This window comes from Faecalimicrobium dakarense, from assembly GCF_000499525.1.
Classification (GTDB): Bacteria; Bacillota; Clostridia; order Peptostreptococcales; family Peptostreptococcaceae; genus Faecalimicrobium; species Faecalimicrobium dakarense.
In genome coordinates this window covers 1-16,544 of the sequence record NZ_HG529379.1, presented here as the reverse complement: position 1 = coordinate 16,544, position 16,544 = coordinate 1, and the positions used below count along the sequence as shown (strand labels likewise).

The following is a 16,544-nucleotide window of genomic DNA, read 5'->3' as shown; positions in this document are numbered from 1 at the left end:
AATATACTCGTTTATATACTTTATAGTTATATAATATTCATTATACCTTAAGATTTAGCTTTAAATCAAAATTCGCGTTGATCAAATATATATCTGCTGCTTAATATTTTTAAATTTAAAAAAGAAGTCAAATTGACTTCTGTGTTTTTAAATATAAAAAGGAGCTTTTAAAGCTCCTTTTTAATATTATGCACTTTCTTCTTCATCTTTAAGTACTATAATTGGTTGTTCACCATCATCTACAGCTTCTTTAGTTACTACAACTTTCTTAATATCATCTCTAGAAGGAACTTCAAACATACTTTCCATCATAGTATTTTCTACTATACTTCTAAGTCCTCTCGCCCCTGTATTTCTATCTATAGCTTTTTTAGCTATAGCACGAAGAGCATCTTCTTCAAACTCTAGAGTAACATCGTCTAATTCTAGTAATTTTTTGTATTGTTTGATTATGGCATTTTTAGGCTCTTGTAATATTCTCATTAAAGCATCTTCATCTAATAATTCTAAAGTTGCTACAACTGGAATTCTTCCTATAAACTCTGGTATTATACCGAATTTTAGTAAGTCTTCTGGTAAAACTTGAGCATATATTTTACCTAAATCAATTTCTTTTTTACTCTCTATTTTAGCTCCAAATCCAAGTGTTTTTTCTCCACCACGTTTTTGGATTATTTTTTCTATTCCATCGAAAGCTCCACCTAGTATAAATAATACATTAGTAGTATCTATTTTTAAGAATTCTTGGTGAGGATGTTTTCTACCACCTTGTGGTGGAACATTAGCAACTGTACCTTCTAATATTTTTAAAAGAGCTTGTTGAACTCCTTCACCACTAACATCTCTAGTTATAGATGGATTTTCTGATTTTCTAGCAATTTTATCGATTTCATCTATATAGATTATACCTCTTTCAGCTTTTTCTATATCAAAATCAGCTGCTTGGATAAGTTTTAAAAGAATATTTTCAACGTCTTCACCAACATATCCTGCCTCTGTTAAAGATGTAGCATCTGCCATTGCAAAAGGTACATTAAGAGTTTTTGCTAAAGTTTGAGCTAATAAAGTTTTTCCTGAACCTGTTGGTCCAAGTAAAAGTATATTACTCTTTTGTATCTCTACATCTTTTGATGTTGATTTCTTACTATAGATTCTCTTGTAATGGTTATATACAGCTACTGATAAAGCTTTTTTAGCTTTTTCTTGACCTATTACATAATCATTTAATATTTCCATCATTTCCTTAGGTTTTGGTAATGATGTTGTATCCTCTTCTACAGCTTCTTCTATTTCCTCTTGAATAATTTCATCACAAAGTTCCACACATTCATCACATATATAAACATTTGGACCTGCAATTAATCTTCTTACTTGGTCTTGATTTTTACCGCAGAATGAACATTTTAACTGTCTTTTTTCTTCGTATTTTGACATATTAACACCTCTTCCTATCCACGGTCTTTTTGTGTGATTACTTCATCAATTAAACCATATTCTTTAGCTTCATTTGCGCTCATAAAGTTATCACGATCAGTATCTCTTTGGATATTTTCTAATGGCTGACCGCTTCTTTCGGCTAGTATCTTATTTAATTTATCTTTAGTTTTTAGCAACCATTTAGCATGTATCTCTACATCTGTTGCTTGACCTTTCGCTCCACCTAAAGGTTGATGTATCATTATTTCACTGTTAGGTAATGCAAATCTCTTTCCTTTTGCCCCTGCTGTTAACAAGAATGCTCCCATTGAAGCAGCTAGGCCTATACATATAGTACTTACATCAGGTTTGATGTATTGCATAGTATCATAAATAGCCATTCCTGCAGTTACGCTACCACCTGGTGAGTTTATATATAAATGTATATCCTTGTCTGGGTCTTCAGCTTCTAAAAATAACAACTGAGCTACTACAAGCCCTGCTGTAACATCATTTACTTCATCTCCTAGAAATATGATTCTATCTTTTAATAGTCTAGAATATATATCGTAAGACCTTTCTCCTCTTCCTGTTTGCTCTACAACTGTAGGTACTAATGCCATATATCATACCCCCTCTATATCTTTCTATTTCTATATATAATTTACAGTAGCCTAATTAGGCTACTGTAAAAAAATTAAGCTATTGTTGCGTTGTCAACTAATAAGTCTATTGTCTTTCTTATTTTTACTTGACCTTTTATATCTTCTATATCATTTTCTCTTAAAGAAGACTTTAATTTGTCAGCTTCCATGTTGTACATAGCTGCCATTTTTTCTAACTCAGCATTAAAATCTTCATCACTTACTTCTATATTTTCTGCTTTAGCTATAGCTTCTAATACTAAAGAAGATTTAACTAATTTCTCTGCATCAGCTCTTCTTTCTTCTCTTAATTCAGCTATATCTCTACCAGTCATTGATAATAATTGTTGTAAGTTTAATCCTTGATATTGTAATTGGTAGTTAAGTTCCATTAACATGTTATCTATTTGGTGTTCTACCATAACAGCAGGTATTTCTACTTCTGTATTTGCAGCAGCTTTATCAACTATAGCATTTCTCATCTCTGCATCAGCTTTATTTTGAGCATCTTTTTCTAACTTAGCTCTTACATCTGCTCTTAATTCAGCTAATGTATCGAATTCACTTGTATCTTTAGCAAATTCATCATCTAACTCTGCTAATTCTTTAACTTTTACATCATTTACTTTTACGTTGAATACTACAGCTTTACCAGCTAAGTTTTCTGCATGGTATTCTTCTGGGAAAGTAACATTTACTTCAACTTCTTCTCCAGCTTTTTTACCAACTAATTGATCTTCAAATCCTGGTATGAAAGAGTTAGAACCTATAACTAAGCTATAGTTCTCACCTTTTCCACCTTCGAAAGCTACACCGCTTTCAAATCCTTCGAAGTCTATAACAGCTGTATCTCCATTTTCTAAAGCTTTATCTTCAACACTTACTAATCTAGCGTTTTTATTTACCATTTCTTCTAACTCGAATTTTACTTCTTCTTCAGTTACAGTATTATCAACTTTAGCTACTTCTATACCTTTGTAAGCCCCTAATTCAAACTCAGGTCTAACTTCAACATTAACAACCATTACTAATCCGTTATCTTTGCTTATTTCTTCAACATCTAAGTCTGGTCTATCTATTGGATCTATATTTAACTCATCTAGAGCAGTTGGGTAAACCTCTGGGAATAATAATTCTATAGCATCATTATAGAATACTCCTTTACCGTATTGAGTCTCTATAACAACCTTTGGAGCTTTACCTTTTCTAAATCCTGGTATATTGTACTTACCTTTATTTTTATTGTAAGCTTTTGTTACCGCTGCTTCAAATTTATTATTATCTACAGTTATTTTTAAAGTAACCTTGTTACCTTCTTTCTTAATTAATTCTGCCTTCATTGAATTAATCCTCCTATATCATTATGTAATAATTTTCGTATGGAATTATAATCCATTCTACTTATAGTTTAACTCTTTAATTATAGCACATAACTTTTTTTATTTACAAGTCTTTGCCTTGATTCTAAAGGTTATGCAAGCCTTATTATATTTTTATTTTTTCTATATTTATATTCCCATTTTCTATATTAAGTATAGAAAAACTTCTATAATCTACTTCTCTAGGAAGAGATACACTTCCTGGATTTATATAAACTATTTCATCTTTTTCTACATATAAAGGTACATGAGTGTGACCAAATACTACTATATTAGCATTCACATCCTTTGCTCTTGATTCTAACATATCAATACCGTATTTTACTGCATATCTATCTCCATGGCATAAAAATATTTTTTTGTCTTCTATATCAAATACTAATTCTTCTTCTACATTATCAAAATCACAATTTCCTTTTACTGCCATAATAGGTACTTTGGTTTCTGCATGTATATATTTAGAATCAGAAAAATTATCTCCTGCATGAATTATTAAATCACATTCTTTAAGGTATGGTATAGTTTTATCAATGAACTTTTTCATCATATGTGTGTCACTTACTACTCCAACTTTCATTATCTTGATACCCTTTTATTAAACTCATTTTTCATTAATTTTAAAGCATTAGCTCTATGACTTATAGAATTTTTTATTGTAGCTGGTATTTCTCCAAAAGTTTTATTATAACCATCTACTATAAATAATGGATCATATCCAAATCCATTCTTTCCTTTTTCTTCAAATCCTATGCTACCTTCACAAGTTCCCCTAACAACAAATTCTTTCCCATCAGGAAATACTACTGCTATTGCTGATACAAATCTTGCAGTTCTCTTACTCATAGGTACATTATTTAATGCTTTTACTAATTTTTCTCTATTTTCTTCATCTGTCGCATTTTCTCCTGCATATCTAGCAGAATAAACTCCAGGTTTTTTACCTATAGCATCAACTTCTAAACCTGAATCATCTGATATTGATATTTTATTAGTAAGTTTTGCTATAGTTCTAGCTTTTATAAGTGCATTATGTTCAAATGTTTTACCGTCTTCAACTATTTCTATACCACCTAAGTCTACATCTTTTAATGAATATATTGTGTAATCAAAATCTTCTAATATTGATCCTATTTCTTCTAATTTATGAGCATTATTAGTAGCTATAACTACTTCATCTCCATATTCCATACCTAATATTTCATCTGCTATTTCTCCTAGTGCAGTTCTTTGAGCCTTTATTAGTTCTTTATTTCCTTTTTCTCCAAGCTCTAAAAGTGCATCTAAGTCTTTTCTTGAGAAAGGTCTTTCTTCTCCAGTTCCTTGAACTTCAACAAATTCACCTTTATCAGTCATTATTATATTCATATCTACTTGTGCATTAGAATCTTCTTCATAACATAAATCAAGCACATGTTCTCCATTTACTATACCTACACTTATAGCTGATACAAAGTTTCTAACTGGTATTTCTTTTATTCCTTTTGATTTATGTAGTTTATTTAATGCATCTACTACAGCAACAAATGCACCTGTTATAGATGCTGTTCTTGTTCCTCCATCAGCTTGAATTACGTCACAATCGACCCAAATAGTTCTTTCTCCTATTTTATCTAAATCTATTACCGATCTTATAGCTCTACCTATTAATCTTTGTATTTCTTGAGTTCTACCATCAACTTTTCCTCTAGATGATTCTCTTATTTTTCTTTGATGAGTAGATCTAGGTAACATAGAGTATTCTGCATTTATCCATCCTGTTCCAGTATTTCTTAAGAAAGGTGGTACTTTATCTTCTATTGAAGCTGTACATATTACCTTAGTTTCTCCCATTTCTATAAGAACAGAGCCTTCTGCATATCTAGTATAATCTCTTGTAATTTTTATATCTCTTATTTGGTCATTTTTTCTATTATCAATTCTAGTCATTTTTAATCCTTCCTTAAATCTATTTCAAAATATTATTGAATCATCAATATTATATTTTTTGGAAATTTTATCTTATCTATTAATAATATTAACACAAGTTTTAAGTATTTTTCTACATTCAAACATATCTATATAAACTTAATTTATCTTAAATTTTGCATGTATAAAGTCTAAATTTATCATTTAAGTAAATTATTATAATAATAATTTACTTTCTACTTCTTCTTTAGAACTTAAACTTGAAAGTTCTATAAATGTAGCCTCATCAACAACCTTAATTCCTAATTCATTAGCTTTTGTTAACTTAGAACCAGCTTCTTCTCCTGCTAGTACAAATGTTGTTGATTTACTAACACTAGAAGTTGCTTTTGCTCCTCTAGCTTCTATCATTTCTTTAGCATCATTTCTTTTTAGTGTTGGTAAAGTTCCTGTTAATACTATTTTCATGCCTTCAAATATTTTAGGTACATTAGAGTTTTTATCTTCTATAGTTTTAGTATTAACACTAGCTTTTTTAAGCTTTTCTATTACATTTATATTTTTATCTTCTTTAAAGAACTCTACAACACTATTAGCCATAGTTCCTCCAAATTCTTCTAAATTAACTAATTCTTCTTCTGATGCGTTCATAATTTCATCTATATCTTTAAAGTTTTTAGCAAGTATCTTTGCACCCTTAACTCCAACAAATTTTATTCCTAATCCGTTTATTAATCTCCATAAATCATTTTCTTTTGATTTTTTTATTGATTTAATTAGATTATTTGCTGATTTATCTCCCATTCTTTCTAGATTAATTACATCTTCTTTCTTTATACTATATAAGTCTGAAACATCTTCTATTATTTTCTCATTTAATAATAATGTTATTATAGATTCTCCTAATCCATCTATATTCATTGCATCTCTTGATACAAAGTGAATAATCCCTCTTCTTATTTGAGCAGGACAGGACATATTTATACACTTTACAGCAGCTTCCCCTTCTAGTCTAACTGTTGGCTCAAAACATACTGGACAGTTATTAGGCATATTGAACCCTATTTCTTCTCCATTACGCTCTTCTTTTACCACTTCTATAACTTGTGGTATTATGTCTCCTGCTTTTTGAACTAAAACAGTGTCATTTATTCTAATATCTTTTTCTCTTATGTAATCTTCATTATGTAATGTTGCTCTACTCACACTAGTTCCAGCAAGTCTTACTGGCTCAAGCACTGCAGTCGGTGTTATAGTTCCTGTTCTACCTACCTCTACTATTATGTCTAAAATCTTTGTTTTTTTCTTTTCTGCTGGGAATTTATACGCTATTGCCCATCTTGGACTTTTTGCAGTATATCCCATAGTTTCTCTTTGTTTAAGGTTATTAACTTTTATAACCATTCCATCTATCTCAAAGTCTAGGTTTCCTCTATTTTCAGTCCAGTATTCAATATGTTCTATTACATCATCTATACTTTTAAATACCTTATAGCTTGGACTAACTGAAAATCCTAAATCACTTAAAAATTCTAGAGATTCACTATGGCTTTCAAATTTTAAATTTTGACCATATTCAAGGTTGAAAACAAATATATCTAATGGTCTTTTTGCTGTTAATTTTGGGTCTAGCTGTCTTAATGAACCTGCTGCAAGATTTCTTGGATTTGCATAAAGAGCAAGTCCTAAATTTTCTTGTTGTTCATTTATCTTTTGGAAGTTCTCTTTTGATATATAAACTTCTCCTCTTACTACTATTTCATTATCCTCTTTTATCCTTAAAGGTATACTTTTTACTGTCATTAAATTTTGAGAAATATCTTCTCCAACTACTCCATTACCTCTAGTTGCACCTTTTTCAAATTCTCCATCATTGTAAGTTATTCCTACAGATAATCCATCTATTTTAAATTCGACTACATACTCTACATCTGAACCTGCCATGTCTCTTACTCTTTTATCAAAATCTTTTAAGTCTTGACCTGAATATGCATTTGATAAACTTAACATAGGTATTTTATGTACTATTTGATCAAACTTATCTAAAGCCTTTCCTCCGACTCTATTACTTGGAGAATCTACCCTTTTTAAATTTGGGTTTTCTTCTTCTAGTTTTATTAGTTCTTTCATTAAATTATCATATTCTGCATCAGATATTTCTGGAGCATCTTGATTATAATATTTTTCATTATGATAGTTTATTAAGCTTATTAGTTCATCTATTTTATTTTCAATATTCATTTTTATCTCACCTCTTAAAAAAATTCACTTCACTAATGATATAACGCTGTAGTATTATTCCCTTTTTATGAATTTAATATATTTTTAGTATATCATTTAATAAAAAGTATTCTATCTTAGTATTATAACAAAAGCTACCTTAAAATTCGGTAGCTTAATAGACATTTTTTATTTTAATACCCTTTTAATATATCAACAACATTATTTAAAGGTTTATTTTCTATATAATTTTTTAAATTATTATAGATAACATTAAATGTTCTTTCTGTATCTTTATCTGATATCCATGAATTATGAGGTGTTATTATTACATTTTCAAAATCCCATAGCTTACTATCTTCACTTAATGGTTCTTTTTCAAAAACATCTAGTGCTACTCCTCTAAATTTTTCTATAAAATCTATTAAATCACTTTCATTAACTATATTACCTCTTCCAACATTTATAAAGATTGATTTTTCTTTCATAGTTGAAAATTTATCCTTATTAATCATGCCTATAGTATCTTTAGTAGCTGGTATAGTAGATACAATTACATCGCATTCTTTAAATACATCATCCATATTTTCACTAGAAAAACATCTGTCAAAATACTCTTTATCAGTTCCTTTTGTATTTACACCCCATACTTTTACTCCAAAGCCTTTTAATCTTTTAGCTGCTTCCGTTGCTATTGTACCAGTTCCTATAAATCCAACCCTCTTATCATATAATTCAAGTAAATCAAAATTGATTTGCCATTTTTTATTTTGCTGATTAGAATATAACTTCATACTATTTTTATAAATTTGTAGTATATACATTACTATCCATTCACTAATAGGTATACTATACGCTCCTTTATTATTTGCTACAACTATATCTCTCTTTGTTACCTCTTCTTTTGGAACTTGATCTATACCTACACTAGAGGTTTGTATATATTTCAAATTTTTAATTTTTGATATATCTAATGTTTTAAATGGATTATATGTTACTAATACATCTGATGAATCTGTATCTTCATTATTTTGAATTTTATTTTCTTTATAATACGTAACTTCATATCCCAGCTCTCTAATTTTTTGGAATTTTTCTTCCCCATAATTATGTGTAAATAGAACTTTCATTTATAATCTCCTCCAATTAAAATATCCTACTATATATAGATATTTTAATATAAAATTAAAAAGTCCTCCAAAATTTGGAGAACTTAATCTATTTTAATATAAATGTATAAAGACTATGATGTCAAAATGACGAGGTGTTATATACATTTATTTAATAGTATTTTATCCACTTTTAGATTATTTATTTATTTAATATTAATTTGTATATTAGAAATATTTTCTATCAGATTTATTGCATAAAATAAAACTAGCTAATTTCAACTTGAAAATAACTAGTTTTATTTTTATTTTATTATTTTTTAGTATCTATTATATTTTGAACTAAAGCTTTACATCTTCCGCAACCAGAACCTGCTCCTGTTACTTCTGCAACTTTATCAGTTGTATCAGCTCCATCTTTAACTGCATTAACTACAGTTTCAAGAGAAACACCCTTACATCCACAAACTGATGCTAATATTTTTTCTATTTCTGGTATGCATCTTCCACAACCAGTTCCAGCTCCTGTCATTTCCTTTATTTCATCTACAGTACGAGCTCCAGCTATCATTGCCTTTCTTATGTCTATATAACTTACATTTTTACAAAAACAAATTGTTTTATCTCCAGCCATTTTCATTCTCCTTAGTTAATTAAATTTATTTACATACATTATACCAAATATACCCATAAATTAAACACTCATATTGTTAACAGTAATTTTATTTTACTCAATAAATATAAAATTTTCTAAATAAAAAAGTACTACTAAATTTTTTTGATAGTACTTTTTTATTTAAAAATTATTTGAATTAATCTTTTTTTACTAACTTAGCAACACATTCAACATGCATAGTATGCGGGAACATATCTACTGGTTGAATTTCTGTGCATTTATATCCGCGCTCATCTAAATAGTTTAAATCTCTCGCTAAAGTTGATGGATTACAAGAAACATATACAACTCTATCTGGCTTCATAGATATTATTGTATCTAATACTTTCTCATCACATCCCTTTCTTGGAGGGTCAACTACCACTACATTAGCTGTTTTTCCTTCTTTATACATTTTAGGTACAACTTCTTCTGCTTTACCTACATAGAACTCTACATTATCTAAATTATTTAACTTAGCATTTATTTTAGCATCTTTGATTGCATCTTCTACTATTTCTATACCATATACTTTGCTAGCCTTTTGAGCTAGGAATAAAGATATAGACCCTATTCCACAGTATATATCAAATACAGTGTCATTTTCTTTTAAATCAGCATACTCTAATGCTTTATTATATAAAACTTCCGTTTGTACAGGATTCACTTGGAAAAATGATAAAGGCGATATCTCAAATACTAAATCTCCTATATAATCATTTATTTTTCCTTCTCCAACTACAACTATATTTTCTTTTCCTAATATTACATTAGTTCTCTCTTTATTAACATTAACCACTAGAGTTTTAAAACCTGGTACATTCTCTCTAAGAACTGATACTAATTCATCTAAATGTGGTAATTTATTTTCTTTTGCAACTAGTACTACCATAACCTCATTAGTTGTAAATCCTATTTTAGTAACTAAATGTCTAAGAACTCCTGCATGAGACTTTTCATCATAGATACTCACATCATATGCACTTATATATGTTTTTATAATTTTAACAATCTTATCATTTACTTCATGCTGTATTACACATTTATCTGTTGGTATTATGTCATGACTTTTTTTCTTATAAAAACCTATTACTGGTACACCACTTACTTTTTGAATAGGGAACTGCGCTTTATTTCTATATCTTAAAGGCTCATCCATTCCCATGGTATCATGTATTAAAACATTATCTAATTTTCCGATTCTAGTTATAACTTGTTTTACCTCATTAGTTTTTATATCAAGCTGGTTTTTGTAGTCTAATTCTTGTATTTGACATCCTCCACAATCTTTAAGGCTATCACTACAAGCTCTTTCTACTCTAAAGGGTGATTTTTCTATTATTTCAACTATATCTCCTACTGCATAGTTCTTTTTAGATTTATTTATTTTAACCTTTATCTTATCTTGTATTAATCCACCATCTACAAAAACAGTAAATCCATCACATTTACCTATTCCAACTCCACCTTGACCTATATCCACTATATCTACTATATATTCTTTTTGTTTTTGAAGCATAGGTTCGTCCTCCGTACATGTATTTTAAAAAAATCTTCAAGAATTAATTTTACCAAAAAAATAAGAGCTTATAAAGCCCTTATATGAATAAATCTCTACTTTTATATCCTCTATACAGCTGTAAACATGCAAATATTAGCAATACACATCCAAATAGCGGCCCTATATATACTAATTTTTCTGCTAATCCTTGAGCTACTCCACTGTCCACAATTGCCTTAACTGCTCCTTGATAATCTATCTTTACATTTATACCATATCTTATCCATGTAAAAGATGTCATTAATGCAATTGGTACTAAACTCATTGTCATATAAAATCCTGTTATAGTTCTTTTCTTCACACCTTTTAACCCTAAATAGATAGGTAAGAAAAATAATATTGGAAGTATAAATCCATAAAATTGAGGTGAAAGTGCTAAGAATAATATTGCACTAAATAAAAAGCTCGTTATGTATTTTCTTAAATAATTAGTCTTGCCTTCAAAGTCACATAATGATGCTTTTAAGTACCTTATATAAACCTCTATATTCGTTTCTAACTTATTTTTATCTTTTGACGACCTTACATCTTTTATAAGTTCTATTCCTTTTGAATTTAATTGATTATATTGATTTTTCATATTATCTGGTACATTAATATTATCATATTTATCATATATCTTAGTTAAATCAGATTTATATTTTTGTTTTTTATTATCTTTTATGATTTTAGATTTTCCTATTTCTAGTTTTAACTGACTTATTGTAGTCATAACTAAATTTGAATTCATTCAAATCCCCCCTTTAAATATATAATACTATACTCCGTATATTTTTATCAGAAAATTTAAAAAATATTTTATAACTACTTTTATATAAAAAACCCTACCTGTTTTAAGTAGGGTTTTTATGAATTTAGCCTTGATCTTTTACTATTTTTCTCATTGATATTCCTATACAGACAAATATAGTAACCCATATAGTCCCCATAAATGCCCATGCTGCACCTGTCATATAATCACCCTCCTAATCTTTGTGGAGTTTACTTATTTTTTCCTTATCTTTAACTTCATTGGATTCTATTTCATTTTTATATTTTTTCTTTATTGATCTATATGATTGTATAAATCCTATTAATAGTACTCCAAATACTACAGCTCTACCTAAATTAACCCAAACAGCGAATTCTGGTATTTGAGCTATATAACTAGGTACTACTTTAAAATTACCAGCGATCCAATAATCTCTTGTAAAGAATACCAAGAATGTTATTATTGTAATTGGAGTTAAGAACTGATGGAACAATCTAAAGAACCATTTAGGAACCTTCCATAATCCACCTCTATTCATTTCATTAAGTGCTTTATCTTTAACGCACCATCCAATTACTATTATTTCTATTAATCCTAAAACTATTAATAAATAGTTACCTATCCAGTTATCAACTTCTGTAAAGTATATCAAGTTTGCACTTTTAGTTAATATTGATTCTAATGCTATAGGAGCTCCAACTATTAAATATCCAATAAATACTATCCAAGCACCTTTTTTTCTTTCTATTCCAGCATCTTCTTCTAATAATGCAACTAAATAATTATACATTGCTATAGCAGATGTTATACCAGCAAAGAATAATAATAGGAACCACATAGCTCCAAATATTCCTCCACCAGTCATTGTGCTAAATACATTTGGTAGTGCCATAAATGCTAAACCTATACTTCCCTTTATACCTTCTGGTCCTAAAAATGCATACGCTATAGGTATAACCGCAGTTCCTCCTAATATTACTTCTGCAAATTCATTTAATGATACTGTTGCTACAGATGCAGTTACTATATCTTCATCTGGTTGTAGGTATGAAGCATAATTGTGAATTATACCCATTCCTAAAGATAGTGTGAAGAATATTTGACCTGCTGCCGCTATTGCAGAACCCCACGATAATTGGCTAAAATCTGGATTCCATATAAAATTAAGTCCTGCTAATGAACTCCAATCAGGATTAACAGGTGAGCCTAAAGTTAATGCTCTAATTCCAAGTATTATACCGAATACATAAAGTACAGGCATCATTACCTTAGCCCAAGATTCTATACCTTTTTGTATCCCTTTCATTACTGCAATAGCTAAGAAAAGTAATGATATAACCCAGAATATCAAATTCTTCGGATCTTGTATATATGACCCAAAGAAACCACCTGGGTCCGCATTATATCCTCCTGTAAGAGAATTAAATGCAAATCCTAATGACCATCCTATTATGTGATTGTAATAAGAGTTAACTAATATCGTAACCCCAAAAGCTATCATTCCACATAACGCTCCAACTATAATTGCTTTTTTTGGTTTCATAGCCTGTTTTGCTTGTAAATACATCATTGGCCCTAAAGTACCATGACCATGCTTGCCACCATAACGGCCTATACTCCATTCTACTAACATTACAGGTATACCTATAACTATTAGTGCAAAGAAGTATGGTATCATAAACGCTCCTCCACCATTCGAAGCAGCTACGTATGGGAACCTCCAGAAATTCCCCAATCCAACAGCATTACCTGCCATCGCTAATATAAGACCTATTTTTGAACCCCAGTTCTCTCTACCTTCCGTCATTAACTCTCCCTCCTCTTTTTTACGTATCCAAACTAACTCGTTTATTTTTATAGTTTGAATTTTCTGACTATTTATTTTATAAAAGAACCACTAAGCATTTTTGAACTTAGTGGTCATTTATACTACTTATAAGATATAGTAGCATCATATTATATTATTTTCAAGTTATTTTTTTGAATTTTCTGAAAAATATATTATTTTATAATACTCTCGTAGAACCTCTGTATACCACACCTCTTGCTGCATCAACAGTTACTACTTCACCATCTTTTACTAAGTTAGTTATGTTTGTTGCAGATACTATAACAGGCTTATCTAAATTTAATCCTACTATCGCTGCATGAGAAGTCATTCCGCCGTCTTGTGTTACTATAGCAGATGATTTTTCTATATAAGGATTCATTTCTATATCAGTCATAGTAGTAACTAATATATCTCCTTCATTAAAATCTTTACACCCTTCTCCACTCTTGATTATACGAACCTTACCTTCTGCAGTTTTAGATCCTACACCTATACCTTGAGTCATTTCTTCACTTATTACATGTACTTTTATTAGGTTAGTAGTTCCGCTTACACCAACTGGTACTCCAGCAGTTATAACTACTAATTCTCCATTATTTATATATTTAGCTTCTTTAGCTGCTTCTATAGAATTTTCTATAACTTCATCTGTATTTCCTGCTTCTGATGATTTAATAGAATATACTCCCCAAGTAAGAGCTAATCTTCTCATTATTTTTTCATCATTTGTAGTTGCTATTATTGGACACTTAGGTCTAAATTTAGAAACCATTCTTGCAGTATATCCTGAAGAAGTTGAAGTTATTATTGAAGATGCATTTAAATCTACTGCTGTTGTACAAGTTGCATGACTTATTGCATCTGTAACTGTATTATTATTTTTTCCGTTTGCTTTTAATATAGCATCATAGTCTAGCGTTTCTTCTGTTCTCTTAGCTATTGTAGCCATAGTTTTAACAGCTTCTACTGGATATTTACCTGCAGCAGTTTCTCCTGATAGCATTATTGCATCTGTTCCATCATATATAGCATTTGCAACATCTGTAACTTCTGCTCTAGTAGGTCTTGGGTTTCTAATCATAGAGTCAAGCATTTGAGTAGCAGTTATTACAGGTTTTGCTAATTCATTACATTTTTTTATCATCATTTTTTGAACTATTGGAATTTCTTCCGTAGGTATTTCAACACCTAAGTCTCCCCTAGCAACCATTATACCGTCAGAAACTTTTAATATTTCATCTAAATTATCTACACCCTCTTGGTTTTCTATTTTAGATATTATTTGTATGTCTGTAGCATTATTTTCTTCTAATATTTCTCTTATAGCTAATACGTCTGATGCTTTTCTTACGAATGATGCTGCTATATAATCTATTCCTTGGCTTATACCAAATTCTATATCACTTCTATCTTTAGGTGTTATAGCTGGTAAGTTTATTTTTACACCAGGTACGTTTACACCCTTATGATTTTTAACTATTCCTGAATTTTCAACTAAACAAACGATATCATCACCATTTACTTCTTGAACTCTAAGTCCAACTAATCCATCATCGATTAATATAGTATCCCCTGATTGAACATCATTTACAAGTTCTTTATAACTTACTGTACACATTTCTTTAGTTCCCATAACGTCTTTCATAGTTATAGTGAATTTGTGACCTTCTTCTAAAAGGACTTCTGGTTGATCAAAGTTTCCAGTTCTTATTTCAGGTCCTTTAGTATCTAATAAAAGAGCTACTGGTTGATTTAACTTTTCTCTAACTTTTTTAGCAAGATCTAATCTCCCCTTGTGTTCTTCATGAGAACCATGTGAAAAGTTGAATCTACAAACGTTTAACCCATTTTCAACTAATTGAGTTAAGGTTTCCTCTTTATCTGATGCTGGTCCTAATGTACAAACTATTTTAGTCCTCTTCATATTCTTTAACATATATTTACCCTCCTATTATTATATAGATAGTATTTTTGCCATTTCATAAGTATTTTTATCAAAATCTCTATTCATTGCTAAAGCTTCATTTATTTCCATATCAATTATCTTATTATCTTTTATACCTACTACCTTTGCAGCTTTTCCATCTAAAAGTAATTCTACTGCTCTAACTCCCATTCTACTAGCTAGTATTCTGTCAAATGCAGTTGGGCTTCCACCTCTTTGTACATGTCCTAAAACAGTAACTCTTAGGTCTGCTCCTGTATCTTCAACTATTTCTCTTCCTAAATCTTGTGCATTTCCTACACCTTCAGCTAATACTATAATACTATGTCTCTTACCTCTTTTTTGAGTAGTTTTTAATCTATTACATACATCTTCTACTTTGAAATCTACTTCTGGTACTATTATAGTTTCCGCTCCACCTGCAAGACCTGCATATAAAGCTAAATCTCCACAGTGTCTACCCATTACTTCTACTATGTTAACCCTTTCATGAGATGAAGATGTATCCCTTATTTTACCTATAGCATCTATAACAGTATTCATAGCTGTATCAAATCCTATTGTATAGTCTGTATAAGCTAAATCATTATCTATAGTTCCTGGAAGACCTATCGCTGGGAATCCTAATTCACTTAATTTTAATGCTCCATTAAATGATCCATCTCCACCTATAACAACTAAACAGTCTATTCCATATTTTTTTTAGCACTTTTACCCCTAATAATCTTCCTTCTTCTGTTTTAAATTCTTCACATCTAGAAGATTTTAGTATAGTTCCACCTCTATGTATAATATCTCCAACAGAGGATAAATTCATTTCTTTTATATCCTCTTCTATTAATCCTTTGTATCCTCTGTTAATTCCGTATACTTTACATCCATAGTATATTGCAGATCTTACTACAGCTCTAATAGCTGCATTCATTCCTGGAGCATCTCCTCCACTTGTCAATATTCCTATAGTTTTCATAGTGTTACCTCCTAATTATCTATTTTAGTAACATAGGGTCTTTTTATGTCCCCCTATTAATTTTTATCCCATCAAAGATAAAAAAATTAGAACTGTTAAAATATCCATTTTTTCATATTATACCATAATCTGAAAAACTTTTTCATATTATTATATAA

At 29.7% G+C, this 16,544-nt stretch carries 12 protein-coding genes and 1 pseudogene; all 13 read right to left on the bottom strand.

Translation table 11 applies throughout. The features are described from left to right. Nucleotides 1–186 precede the first annotated feature (186 nt). On the bottom strand, nt 187–1,434 hold the full coding sequence (gene clpX / locus BN899_RS12760; protein ID WP_042275989.1) for an ATP-dependent Clp protease ATP-binding subunit ClpX: 1,248 nt from the start codon (nt 1,432–1,434) through the stop codon (nt 187–189). Between the two features lie 14 nt (nt 1,435–1,448). Further along, nucleotides 1,449–2,039: an ATP-dependent Clp endopeptidase proteolytic subunit ClpP gene (gene clpP, locus BN899_RS12755; protein WP_042275987.1), complete on the bottom strand. Its 591-nt coding sequence runs from the start codon at nt 2,037–2,039 to the stop codon at nt 1,449–1,451. A gap of 74 nt (nt 2,040–2,113) precedes the next feature. Continuing rightward, on the bottom strand, nt 2,114–3,400 hold the full coding sequence (gene tig, locus BN899_RS12750) for a trigger factor (RefSeq protein WP_042275984.1): 1,287 nt from the start codon (nt 3,398–3,400) through the stop codon (nt 2,114–2,116). 145 nt (nt 3,401–3,545) lie between these two features. Then, on the bottom strand, nt 3,546–4,016 hold the full coding sequence (locus BN899_RS12745) for a metallophosphoesterase (protein ID WP_042275981.1): 471 nt from the start codon (nt 4,014–4,016) through the stop codon (nt 3,546–3,548). Next, a complete protein-coding gene (rph, locus tag BN899_RS12740; RefSeq protein WP_042275978.1) occupies nt 4,016–5,365 on the bottom strand; it encodes a ribonuclease PH in 1,350 nt (449 codons plus the stop codon). Before rph ends, BN899_RS12745 begins: the two co-directional genes overlap by 1 nt. 195 nt (nt 5,366–5,560) lie before the next feature. Beyond that, the gene (ligA, locus tag BN899_RS12735) at nt 5,561–7,585 is read right to left on the bottom strand and encodes an NAD-dependent DNA ligase LigA (protein WP_052356850.1); all 2,025 of its coding nucleotides are present in this window, start codon (nt 7,583–7,585) and stop codon (nt 5,561–5,563) included. A 173-nt stretch (nt 7,586–7,758) separates the two neighbouring features. Further along, nucleotides 7,759–8,694: a phosphoglycerate dehydrogenase gene (locus BN899_RS12730; RefSeq protein ID WP_042275972.1), complete on the bottom strand. Its 936-nt coding sequence runs from the start codon at nt 8,692–8,694 to the stop codon at nt 7,759–7,761. Between the two features lie 292 nt (nt 8,695–8,986). Continuing rightward, entirely contained in the window at nt 8,987–9,307 is a 321-nt protein-coding gene (locus BN899_RS12725; protein WP_042275969.1) for a (2Fe-2S)-binding protein, read from the bottom strand. 178 nt (nt 9,308–9,485) lie between these two features. Beyond that, entirely contained in the window at nt 9,486–10,847 is a 1,362-nt protein-coding gene (gene rlmD, locus BN899_RS12720; RefSeq protein ID WP_042275965.1) for a 23S rRNA (uracil(1939)-C(5))-methyltransferase RlmD, read from the bottom strand. A gap of 79 nt (nt 10,848–10,926) precedes the next feature. After that, complete coding sequence (locus BN899_RS12715; protein WP_042275962.1) at nt 10,927–11,619, bottom strand: hypothetical protein; 693 nt, start codon at nt 11,617–11,619, stop codon at nt 10,927–10,929. A gap of 235 nt (nt 11,620–11,854) precedes the next feature. After that, the gene (locus BN899_RS12710; RefSeq protein ID WP_042275959.1) at nt 11,855–13,447 is read right to left on the bottom strand and encodes a sodium-dependent transporter; all 1,593 of its coding nucleotides are present in this window, start codon (nt 13,445–13,447) and stop codon (nt 11,855–11,857) included. A 199-nt stretch (nt 13,448–13,646) separates the two neighbouring features. Then, complete coding sequence (gene pyk / locus BN899_RS12705; protein ID WP_042275956.1) at nt 13,647–15,407, bottom strand: pyruvate kinase; 1,761 nt, start codon at nt 15,405–15,407, stop codon at nt 13,647–13,649. 18 nt (nt 15,408–15,425) lie between these two features. Next, nucleotides 15,426–16,386: pseudogene (gene pfkA / locus BN899_RS12700) on the bottom strand (6-phosphofructokinase). Nucleotides 16,387–16,544 lie beyond the last annotated feature (158 nt).

Excerpts from the sequence above, each read along its gene's own strand:
- clpX (WP_042275989.1), bottom strand. The coding sequence starts at position 1,434 with ATGTCAAAATACGAAGAAAAAAGACAGTTAAAATGTTCATTCTGCGGT.
- clpP (WP_042275987.1), bottom strand. The coding sequence starts at position 2,039 with ATGGCATTAGTACCTACAGTTGTAGAGCAAACAGGAAGAGGAGAAAGG.
- tig (WP_042275984.1), bottom strand. The coding sequence starts at position 3,400 with ATGAAGGCAGAATTAATTAAGAAAGAAGGTAACAAGGTTACTTTAAAA.
- BN899_RS12745 (WP_042275981.1), bottom strand. The coding sequence starts at position 4,016 with ATGAAAGTTGGAGTAGTAAGTGACACACATATGATGAAAAAGTTCATT.
- rph (WP_042275978.1), bottom strand. The coding sequence starts at position 5,365 with ATGACTAGAATTGATAATAGAAAAAATGACCAAATAAGAGATATAAAA.
- ligA (WP_052356850.1), bottom strand. The coding sequence starts at position 7,585 with ATGAATATTGAAAATAAAATAGATGAACTAATAAGCTTAATAAACTAT.
- BN899_RS12730 (WP_042275972.1), bottom strand. The coding sequence starts at position 8,694 with ATGAAAGTTCTATTTACACATAATTATGGGGAAGAAAAATTCCAAAAA.
- BN899_RS12725 (WP_042275969.1), bottom strand. The coding sequence starts at position 9,307 with ATGGCTGGAGATAAAACAATTTGTTTTTGTAAAAATGTAAGTTATATA.
- rlmD (WP_042275965.1), bottom strand. The coding sequence starts at position 10,847 with ATGCTTCAAAAACAAAAAGAATATATAGTAGATATAGTGGATATAGGT.
- BN899_RS12715 (WP_042275962.1), bottom strand. The coding sequence starts at position 11,619 with ATGAATTCAAATTTAGTTATGACTACAATAAGTCAGTTAAAACTAGAA.
- BN899_RS12710 (WP_042275959.1), bottom strand. The coding sequence starts at position 13,447 with ATGACGGAAGGTAGAGAGAACTGGGGTTCAAAAATAGGTCTTATATTA.
- pyk (WP_042275956.1), bottom strand. The coding sequence starts at position 15,407 with ATGTTAAAGAATATGAAGAGGACTAAAATAGTTTGTACATTAGGACCA.